The sequence below is a fragment of the Tenuifilum sp. genome (assembly GCF_037481895.1).
GTDB lineage: Bacteria > Bacteroidota > Bacteroidia > Bacteroidales > Tenuifilaceae > Tenuifilum > Tenuifilum osseticum.
This window is the reverse complement of record NZ_JBBFKU010000080.1, coordinates 1-1,977: the sequence shown is the minus strand read 5'-3', so window position 1 is coordinate 1,977 and position 1,977 is coordinate 1. Positions and strand designations below refer to the sequence as shown.

The following is a 1,977-nucleotide window of genomic DNA, read 5'->3' as shown; positions in this document are numbered from 1 at the left end:
AAACAAAAATAGTATTTTTGATTCTTCAGTTCTAAACCCTTTGGAAATTAGTCCAGTTTAAAGGGGGTCAATACAGAAATCTGAAATATGAAATCTGAAATATGAAATCTGAAATTTTAAATTTTTAACCTTTATCCTTTACCCATTTGGCTTTAGAAAATCTTCCGCACTAACTTGCTAATATTCGTTGGATTTATCCCTCTTCTGGGATGGATGCGCTCTACCCTACAATTTTTCTCGTCAATCTTAAAACGTAATACATAGGCTGCAGGATAGCTACTTTCCAGGCTTGAAAATCGTAAATCGTTTACATAAAAGTAACCTTGATGGGAGTAATCAATGGTAAAGTAGTTTTTTGTAAACTCTTTTATTCGTTCCAAAGAACAAGTAGTAATATTATTTTCCATACCTTTTAATAATAGGGTATGGCTCACTATCTGTTTCTTAATGATATTTACCTGCGACACCCGGTAACCCGACGAATCCTCAACCACAACCATCCAAACCAGGTTTGTAAGCGGTAATGGTGTTGAATGAATCCGGGTAAAATCAACTCCAGCTGCTTCTAACCTATCCCTAACTTCCCTTTCAAGCGATAATTTAATGTAAACATTCAATAAAAAGTAAAGCAAACCCACTGATAGCCCCAAAAGTGCTATAAACCTTTTTTGAAAGCGAGATTTTTCCCTTAAGAAAAGGAGTGCAGCAAGGGTAAGCACAAGTATAACCAACAAATTAATATCGATTATTGCCATGGTATCGAACGATATTCTTACACTACTAAAGGGTTCAAGGATACCGGTTCCGTATGTGTTAAAAATATCCATAAGTAGATGCGAAAGCCATGGTATCAATACCAGAAGCCACCAAAAACCAAATGGATGTCGGCTTTTGTAGTACCTACTTAAAAGATATCCCAGAAAAGCTGAACCTATAAACATTAGCAGAAGCGAATGGCTAAAACCTCTATGGATGAACATAGCCTCCACGGGATCAAAGAAAGGGGTAAAAGCAGCATCAAAATCGGGGATGTTTGCGGCAATAGCACCAATCACCATTGCTTTAGTTCCCATCTTACTGTTACCTAAAGCATGGCCAATAATGGCACCGGTTAGTGCGTGTGTTAACGAATCCATACAATTTAGCTACCTTTGCAAAACAATACGATGCTTCATAAAGTTCAAATTTACTTAAAATAATCGTGGGACGAAGAAGTAAGCCTCTGCTTGAGCAAATCCTGATTGAGGATATTGCTGCCGAAGGGAAAGCCATTGGAAAAGCCGATAACAAAGTTGTTTTTGTGCCTTTTGCCGTACCCGGCGATGTGGTTGACATACAGGTTACCAACAACCGAAAAAACTTCATGGAAGGGCACGTGGTTAAGTGGCACAAGTATTCACCTAACCGTATTGAACCCTTTTGTTCTCATTTTGGCCTTTGCGGTGGTTGTAAATGGCAAAACCTACCCTATGAGGAACAGCTAAAATTTAAGCAGAAACAGGTAACCGACCAGCTAAAACGCATTGGGAAACTTGAATTACCAGCGATATTGCCAATAATTGGATCAAAAAATATTACCCACTACCGTAATAAGCTGGAATTCACCTTTTCCGATAGCCGTTGGCTAACTCGCGAGGAAATTGAGCAGGCTGGCGAGATAGAAAAGGTTCCTGCACTGGGATACCATATTCCTGGTAGGTTCGACAAGGTTTTTGATGTAAGCAACTGTTACCTTCAACCCGAACCATCCAACTCAATCAGGCTAGCCGTTAGGAATTATGCTATCGAGCATGGAATTCCTTTCCTTAACCTTTACACCAAGCAAGGGTTACTGAGGAATCTGATTATTCGCACAGCAAGCACTGGTGAGGTAATGGCAATTCTTTCGGTAACCCGATATAATAATGAGGTTCAGGAATTACTGGAGTACATGCGTATCAGTTTCCCTCAAATAACCTCGCTGATGTACGTTGAAAA

Annotated in this window: 2 protein-coding genes; one reads left to right on the top strand and one right to left on the bottom strand. The window is 39.4% G+C overall.

What is annotated here, in order from left to right; all coding sequences use genetic code 11:
* Positions 1 to 152: 152 nt before the first annotated feature.
* Positions 153 to 1,136 carry a metal-dependent hydrolase gene (locus tag WHS63_RS13185; protein WP_445205520.1) on the bottom strand — a complete coding sequence of 328 codons (984 nt, stop codon included), beginning with the start codon at positions 1,134 to 1,136 and terminating at the stop codon, positions 153 to 155.
* Between the two features lie 65 nt (positions 1,137 to 1,201).
* Here WHS63_RS13185 and WHS63_RS13180 point away from each other — a divergent pair.
* On the top strand, positions 1,202 to 1,977 hold a 776-nt coding region (locus tag WHS63_RS13180; RefSeq protein WP_445205519.1), incomplete at its 3' end, for a class I SAM-dependent RNA methyltransferase.

Bases quoted from the DNA above. Each gene is read 5' to 3' on its own strand.
- WHS63_RS13185 (WP_445205520.1), bottom strand. From the start codon at position 1,136: ATGGATTCGTTAACACACGCACTAACCGGTGCCATTATTGGCCATGCT.